At 56.9% G+C, this 7832-nt stretch carries 7 protein-coding genes; 3 read left to right on the top strand and 4 right to left on the bottom strand.

Annotated features, from left to right (window positions below):
- Window positions 1-60 precede the first annotated feature (60 nt).
- Entirely contained in the window at window positions 61-345 is a 285-nt protein-coding gene (locus tag E0486_RS18145) for a hypothetical protein (protein WP_131854417.1), read from the bottom strand.
- Between the two features lie 297 nt (window positions 346-642).
- Between E0486_RS18145 and E0486_RS18140 the strand changes: the two genes are divergently transcribed.
- Entirely contained in the window at window positions 643-2949 is a 2307-nt protein-coding gene (locus E0486_RS18140) for a M61 family metallopeptidase (RefSeq protein ID WP_131854415.1), read from the top strand.
- Window positions 2950-3157: 208 nt separating this feature from the next.
- Here the strand turns inward: E0486_RS18140 and E0486_RS18135 are convergent, their stop codons facing one another.
- Together E0486_RS18135 and E0486_RS18130 are read right to left on the bottom strand one after the other, a co-directional pair.
- The gene (locus tag E0486_RS18135; RefSeq protein WP_131854413.1) at window positions 3158-3829 is read right to left on the bottom strand and encodes a hypothetical protein; all 672 of its coding nucleotides are present in this window, start codon (window positions 3827-3829) and stop codon (window positions 3158-3160) included.
- Window positions 3830-3907: 78 nt separating this feature from the next.
- A complete protein-coding gene (locus E0486_RS18130) occupies window positions 3908-4189 on the bottom strand; it encodes a hypothetical protein (RefSeq protein WP_131854411.1) in 282 nt (93 codons plus the stop codon).
- A gap of 549 nt (window positions 4190-4738) precedes the next feature.
- Between E0486_RS18130 and E0486_RS18125 the strand changes: the two genes are divergently transcribed.
- Together E0486_RS18125 and E0486_RS18120 are read left to right on the top strand one after the other, a co-directional pair.
- The gene (locus E0486_RS18125; RefSeq protein ID WP_131854409.1) at window positions 4739-5650 is read left to right on the top strand and encodes a tyrosine-type recombinase/integrase; all 912 of its coding nucleotides are present in this window, start codon (window positions 4739-4741) and stop codon (window positions 5648-5650) included.
- A 119-nt stretch (window positions 5651-5769) separates the two neighbouring features.
- Window positions 5770-6483, top strand: coding sequence for a hypothetical protein (locus tag E0486_RS18120; RefSeq protein ID WP_131854407.1), 714 nt, complete (start codon window positions 5770-5772; stop codon window positions 6481-6483).
- 446 nt (window positions 6484-6929) lie between these two features.
- Here E0486_RS18120 and E0486_RS18115 read toward each other — a convergent pair.
- Window positions 6930-7832, bottom strand: a 903-nt coding sequence (locus E0486_RS18115) for an IS110 family RNA-guided transposase (RefSeq protein WP_131854405.1), incomplete at its 5' end; no start/stop codon positions are given.

Genomic DNA, 7832 nt, shown 5'->3' with positions numbered 1-7832 from the left:
TCCCGCTCGGGGAGGGCCGGGGTGGTCCGCTTTCGCTAAAGCTACAGCGGACAGGGGGCCTTAGGCCACTTTGGCGATCACTACGGGCATGCCGTACTGCTCTTCTTTGGCCCACTGCTTCAGCAGGTCGCTCTTGACCGGCTCGTAAATGTCTTTCTGGTCCTGGTCCGTAGGCAGTTCTTTCATGGGGAACAGCACCAGGAACTGGGGCTCCACGTAATCGTAGTGACGATCGGTGGTGAAGCCTTTGACCTGAACATACTTGAATCCGCGGTCTTCGATCTGCTGCAGGGTCTTCAGGTTGAAGGGTATGGTGTTGGCTAATACAGCACGTTCACGACGCATAAGCTTAAGTATTAAAGTTCGTTATAGAATCATTCCTGTCTGAGAACGCGTAAAGGTCCCCAAAGTTTACGAGCATTTCGATGTTACAACAATATTTAACAATCAACTGACATTACCGGGGTTTTGTCGCCAGAAGCCGGGTAGCTCGTCGAAAACCGCATTATGGGGAAAAGGGACACCCGACAACCAGGCCGAACACGAAATAAGCCCGTTGATCCTTATTTCATCGCTTAAATAATCGGACCGCGCTACTTTGAAGCCACTTCCGCCCGACGGCGGGTGTTAAATACCCAAAAAATGTTGAAACATCTATCCAAACTGCTCAGTTGTGGGGCACTCCTTGCCGCACTGACCTCCGGCGCCCAGGAACGCTACCGCTATACGCTGGATCTCAATGCGCTGCACAACGACGCGCTGACCGTAAACCTCCAGACGCCCAAAGTGTCGGCCCCCGAGGTGACCTTCTCGATGCCCAAGATCATCCCCGGCACGTACATCATCGCCGACTACGGCAAATTCATCCACGACGTGCAGGCCTTCGACGCCGCCGGAAAGGCGCTGCCGGTGAAACAGCTCAATACGAACCAATGGCGGATCTCGGGGAGCAACCGCATGGCCCGCATCCGCTACGAGGTGGAAGACATCTTCGACGCCGTGGGCGTGCAGCACCAGGTATACCCGATGTGCGCCACCAACTTCGAGCCCGGCAAGAACTTCTCGCTCAACTTCCCCGGCCTGCTCGGCTACCTGGAAGGACAGCGCAACATCCCCTTCAACGTGCTGGTGAACAAACCGGCCGGTATGTGGGCGTCCACGAGCCTGGTGCCCGACAGCTCCTCGGCCACGGCCGACGCCTTTTCCGCACCCAACCTCGACGAGCTGTATAATTACCCCGTGATGTACACGGTGCCCGATACCGCTACGGTGCAGGTGGGCAACTGCCAGGTGCTGGTGTCGGTGTACTCGCCGGGCAAGCAGATCCATGCGGCACAGATCGCCGGCTGGATGCACGACCTGCTCGACGCCGCGCGCCAATACCTGGGCGGCAAGCTGCCCGCCGACCGCTACGCCTTCCTGTATTACTTCTACGAGCCGGGGGCGAAGCATTCCTTCCCGAAGGGCCTCAGCGGCGCCCTGGAGCATCCCACGTCTTCTTTCTATTACCTGCAGGACCTCCCGGCCGAGCAGCAGCGCGAAGGGCTGGTAGACATGTCGAGCCACGAGTTCTTCCACATCATCACCCCACTGACGATCTCGTCGCGCGAGGTAAAGGAGTTCAACTTCGACCAGCCCGTGATGAGCCGCCACCTGTGGCTGTACGAGGGCGTAACCGAATACACGGCGCACCACGTGCAGGTGAAGTACGGCCTCATCCCGCCGCAGCAGTTCCTGGACCGCCTGACGCAAAAGATCAACTATTCGCGCTCGGCCTATAAAGACTCGCTGCCCTTTACCGAGCTGAGCCTCGGCGCCACCGGCAAATGGGCGGCGCAGTACGGCAACGTGTACCAGAAGGGCGCCCTCATCGCCGCCTGCCTCGACCTGCTGCTGCTCGACAAATCGGGTGGCCGCTACGGCCTCCGCAACCTGACCTACGACCTGGGGGTGCGCTACGGCAAGTACCGCGCGTTCAACGACCCCGAGCTGTTCGACGCCATCGCCGAACTGTCGTACCCCGAAGCAAAAGACTTCCTGCTGAAATACGTAGCCGGCGCTACCCCGATCCCGTACGACCAGTATTTCGGACTGGCCGGCGTGCAGCTGGCGCCGGGCGGCAAGGTGCCGACCATGGGCAGCATCAGCCTGCTGCCCAACGAGAAGGGCGTGGTGCAGATCTTTCCGCCGTTCCATCCCAACGCTTTCGGCCGCGCCGTGGGCTATAAAGTGGGCGACGAGATCTACGCCATCAACGGCACCGAACTGAACGAAAAGAACTTCGTGGAGCGGTTCCCGCAGGTGCGGGCCGCCATGAAGGAAGGCGCGCCCTTCGAGGTGAAGATCGGCCGGAAGAACGCGGCCGGCAGCATCGACACGATGACGCTGCGCAGCACCGTGCAGTTCGTGGAGCAGCCGAATCGCCTCCAGTTCAACCCCAACGCCACTGCGCAGCAGCGCGCCGTACGCCAGGCCTGGCTGCAGGCGAAGCCCGAACCCGCGGCCGCGCCCGCCGCGGCGCCTGCCGACGTGGAAAGCGTGGACGCGATCCTGAAGGCCACCTACGCCGTCATCTCCGGGCCCGCCGGCGCGCGCGACTGGAACCGCTTCAACAGCCTCTTCCTGCCCGAGGCCCGCATGGGCGCCAGCGCCCCCGGCGGCCGCTACCAGGACTTCACGCCGGCGCAATACGCCCGCATGAATGCCCCGGCTTTCGAGCAGCAGGGTTTTTACGAGGAGGAGTTGGGCCGCCAGGTGCAGCAGTTCGGCAACGTGGCCACCGTAGCTTCTTCGTACCAATACCGCTTTACACCCGGCGGCAAAGTGGAGCAGCGCGGGGTGAACTACCTTACCCTCGTGAAAAGCAACGGGCGCTGGTGGATCGCGAACCTTTCGTGGCAGGACGAAGAAGGGGGATTGACCCTTCCGAAGGAGCTTTTACCTAAATAAGTTTATAGTTTACAGTTTATAGTTTGTAGTTGCGCGAAGCGCGGCGGAGGGGAGGCCGGTTTCTGGTTTCCAGTTTCCGGTTTCCGGTTGCGCGAAGCGCGGCGACGAAAAATGCGAAAAAGAAAAAGCGCCCGGTAAACGGGCGCTTTTTCGTTAGCAGAAACGTTGGCAGGTACCGAAACTACAAACTACAAACTACAAACTGTTTTTACGCCGCAGGCGTCGTCTTCTTGCGGCTGGCGTTGTTGACGATGATGCGGGCGTTGTTGTAGGCAGCGACCAGCTCCGGATGTTTCTTTTGCTGGGCGCGGATCAGTTTGTCCAGTTGCTCGTTAAGGATCTTGTTGGCGGCGGTGAAAAAGGTTTTGAGTTTCGCGTTTTCTTTTTTCCGGTCAACGACGCCGCTGCGGGTGGCGGTTTTGAGGTCGGTGAAGCGGCCTATATTGGCTTCGAGGTCGGTGCGCATGTCGGCGTCAAGGCCGAAAGGCTCCAGGTCGGCCGCGTGGGTGTCGACGATAGTTTTGAAATGGTTGGCGACCACTTTGAGGTCGGAGTCGCGCATGTTTTTGAAATCGGATTTACTGTGCGCCACCTGCCTATGGAGGTTGTTGTCGCCGGTATCGATAGCCCAGGCGCCGATAATGCCCCCGACGCCGGCGAGCACTTCGGCGAGGGCGGTGCGGGCGAGGAACTTGTCGGTGCCGCTGAAGCCAATAGCCTCGCGGCGGCCGGCGGCCACGCCGATGTCATTGACGAGGCTGAGGAAACGATTGGCGGTACGTTTCACGGCGGGCATCGTTTCGAAGATGGACAGGTTGGCCTTGAGACACTTTTCGACCAACTCAAACATGTCGTACTGCGGTTCTTGTTTAGCAGTCATGGTAAATGCTTTTTGGTTTAAAAAATGGCGGTGTCTTTCCGGCGCTGGTTCAAGGGATACGAAAGCGATAAAAGGAAGCTAAACGGTTTTTTCGAAACCCGGAACGGGTAAGGGCGGAAATATTTTGGTAACGGTGTTGCAGAACCGGGGACGGGCGGCGCCGGAATTCAGGTTAAAGGCACCGGAACAGACTTCGTTTTCAAAGGAATATACTTTGCCGGCATCGGAATATTCTTCTTTCGTGTCGGAATACGGTTCGTCGGTGTCGGAATATACTTCGACGGCGTCGGAATATACTTCGTCAGCGTCAGAATACATTTCGTCAACATCGGAATATACTTGGTCGGCGTCGGAATACATTTCGCAAGTACCGGAATGCACTTCGTCATCATCGGAATTTACGTTGTCCGTACCGGAAGCCAGTTGGTTGGCTCCAGAATACGCCCCGCTGACACCGGGATGTTCCCGGTCGGGGACGCGCCTTCGCTCGCCGTCCGCAGGAACGCAGTGAAGGAGGAAATGCTACGGCGGACAGGGACGCGCCTTCGCTCGCTGTCCGCCGGAACGCAGTGAAGGTGGAAAAGCTACGGCGGTCGGGGAAAAACAACGGTTTGCGGTGGGAAAAAGAACGGCCGGGAGCGGGTATATTCCCATGGTGCGCCACATGGAGGATGGGAGCTTTGCCTTATGGACCTACCGGTAGTTACGTTGACGGCTTTTCATCATCGCGGGGCGGAATGCCTCGGGATCCGTTTCGATCGGGGGAGCCCTATTGAGGGGTTGCTGCGCGAATTGACCGGAATTCGATGGAGCCGTACGCACCGTTGCTGGTAGCTGCCCCTGAGCCGGGCGGAATATGAACGGCTACGGAGCGCCGTCGGGGGGCGGGCGCAACTGGATACGTCTGCTTTGCGCCAGTACCTGGAAGGGCCGAGGAGCGGGGCCGTACTCCCCCCGGCTAACGAAGCGGCGCTCAGGCGGCTGGAGGAACAACTGGTACTGAAGGCCTACAGCCCTTCGACGCGGAAGACGTATCGAAACGAGTTTATGCAGTGGCTGCGCCACCTGGGCGAACGGCCGGCAGACGATGCGGGCACAGAAGACGTGCGGGCGTACCTGGTCGGTTTGCTGGAGGGCGGGCTTGGAGAAGGCACGGTACACAGCCGGATCAACGCCCTTAAGTTTTACTATGAGCACGTGCTGGGACGGGAGCGGTTTTTCGTTTCGGTGCCGCGGCCGAAGCGACGGATCGTGCTTCCGAAAGTGCTGGGTGAGGAGGAGTTGGGCCGGCTGTTCCGGGCCCTGGCGAACCGGAAGCACAAGGCCATGTTGTTTACGGCTTACAGTGCGGGATTGCGTGTCAGCGAGGTAGCTGCGCTCCGGCTGGCGGACATCGACAGCGACCGGATGCAGATCCTGGTGCGCCAGGCCAAAGGGAAGAAGGACCGTTATGTGACGCTGAGTCCCGTATTGCTCGACATTTTGCGCGCCTACCTGCGCGGTTACCGGCCGCGTCCGAAGGAGTACCTCTTTGAAAGTGAGCAAACGGGCACCGCCTACCCGACGCGGACCATTCAGCAGATTTTTCAGAATGCCCGCGTAGCAGCGGGCATACGGAAGGAGGTAGGCATACACAGCCTGCGGCATAGCTTCGCTACGCACTTGCTGGAGAAGGGTACGGATATCCGGTATATCAAGGACCTCCTGGGCCATTTCAACATCAAGACTACGGAGCGCTACCTGCACGTGAGCCGGCAGCAGCTGGTGAATATCGTCAGTCCGCTGGACGATCTTTTCAACAAGGGCCGGATCGAGTGGTGAGATTGGATTGTCCTAACGACAATCCAATTTTGGATAATGCTTGATGATTGATTTTCAAAGTTTTGGTGGTGCGTGTAATTGCGTATATCTTAGAGTTAAGCGCAAGCTACCTATCCTATATGCGAAGAATCATTTTAGTGACATCATTATGCGTGTTAATTGGACTAGTGGCATATGTTCTGACAACTTTTTCGCGTGCGCTCATTGAAGGAGATCAAGATCTCCATTCAATTGATGGAGAATTAAAATGGGAACAACGAAAGTTAGATTCGACCGATTTCAACTATCTGACATCTTTTACACTGAAGCAAATCACCAGGAAGTACGCCTTTGCCAGTAAGGTTAGAAATGATATTTTGGATTATCAGTTTACCAATGGCGGCGAGTTGCTTGTTTTCAAGATTGATAGTAGTCAAAAGTTTTCTTTATCAAAAGATCTTCTATTAAGGGAGGGGAGTCCAGAACAAACAACTCAGGTTTCGTACCATGTAGAGGAACTTCCTAACGGGAGCCTTCGGATAAAAGGGCATGGTCCTGAATACGGAACTGTGCTAGTTTTCGAATGGAAAGGCAACGCGCTTACTTATTTGAAAAAAGCCGACAATTTGATTGCCTGTTCAACCACCTTATCCAGATTTTCACTTTCATATGGAAAGAGGGGGCCGACTGACATTTTATATAAACAGGAGGCTAACATTCCATGGCCTAGGCAACAGGTTCAATTTCTCTTTTTGAAAAAGGAGTGTTTGTACTTATTTCAATACATAAAACAGCGGGGTGCTGAGGACGAAACCTCAATCTTAGATTTGGTCAGGTGGCAGCTCTCTCAATAATGGCCGCCTGCGCTTAACAGGGGCTCCTATGTAAAGGGATTCGTTGCATGAGGTAACCACTTTATTTTTTTCGGTGCTTCGCGAACCATGATTGCAGGCGGTGTCTCACCGCTTTTTTTATGTGGCAGCAATCATGGTTTGTGAAGCGCAAGCCTGCCCGGCAGGGGCAAGGTTGCCTTGTATGCTCTATTCGCTGCCGGTGTTTTTCTTCCAGGTTGTTTAGTGAAGCAGGCTCCTATGAGCAGTCAACCGACGTGGAGTTGCTGCAGGTCTTTATCAGTAGTTAAGAAAAGGCGGCCGCTGCAGACTGTTGCGGAGCACCTCAGTAAAGAGTGCAGCCCATGTTGAGCAGTCGGCCGCCGGTATGTTTTGGAAGCTTCCATGTAGTTACCTGTCAGAAGAAGTCGGAGGGTTGTTGTTGCTGTTCTAGTAAGGCCTAGGTTTTCTTAGTTGGTTGTTTCTTGTTTGGGTTGCCGTCCTTTCCTTTTCTTCTCCGGCGGCTCCGGTGCGTTGATCTCCTCACTGCTGCCCTGCTCGATGCCCCTCACATACATCCGCCCGGATAGCAACACGGCCCGCATTCTTCGCAGCAGCCTGCGGGCAATGCGGATGAGGGCTTGCTCAGGCTTCATGCGGCTACATAGCTTTTTGTAGGCATCGAGCATGGCCGGGTCCCGTCGGATCAATTGCCACGAAGCTTCCACGAGGTGGCTTCGGAGCTGGTTGTGCCGGCGTTGGGTAATACCGGTGTGCTGCTGCCGCTCACCACTTGAGTGCTCGTCGGGGCAGAGGCCCACGAAGCGGTTGAGGGCGTCGAAATTTTTAAACCGGGCTACGTCGCCGACCTCGAGCGTAAAGAGCTGGGCGGTGATGGGACCGATGCCGGGCACGGAGCGCAGGAGTTGCTCTTGCCGTTCGTAGGCTTCGGTGCGCATGAGGGCGCGCAGCTTCTTTTCGGTTTTCAGTAAGAGAAGCCGCAGGTGGCGCACTTCTTCCAGCATCAGCTCCAGGGTGTCCTGCAGGTCTGCGTCTTTGCTTGCAGTGGCTTCGATCCAGTGGAGGAAGTTGTGGCTCCAGTGCGGGTTGTCAAAGGGCGGGGGTATGGTGACGCCCTGGAAGCGAAGCTCACTCTTCAACCGGTTTTTACAGCGGGTGAGGTCGCCCCAGAGCTTCTTTCTAAAGCGGATGAGGCTTCTGTGCTTCTGCAGCTTTTCGGAGGGTACGTGGATGCCGCGCAAGAGGCCGGCGGCGAGGTGGTTGGCGAGGCGGCGGGCGTCCACCGCATCGGTCTTGCCTCTTCGCTCGGCATCGGTGCCGGGGATGTCGGCGGGATTGACCACGATACACTC

The organism is Flaviaesturariibacter aridisoli (assembly GCF_004343705.1).
GTDB classification, from domain to species: Bacteria; Bacteroidota; Bacteroidia; order Chitinophagales; family Chitinophagaceae; genus Flavisolibacter; species Flavisolibacter aridisoli.
Note: the sequence above shows the minus strand (reverse complement) of the source record. Positions and strands in the feature narration are given on the sequence as shown.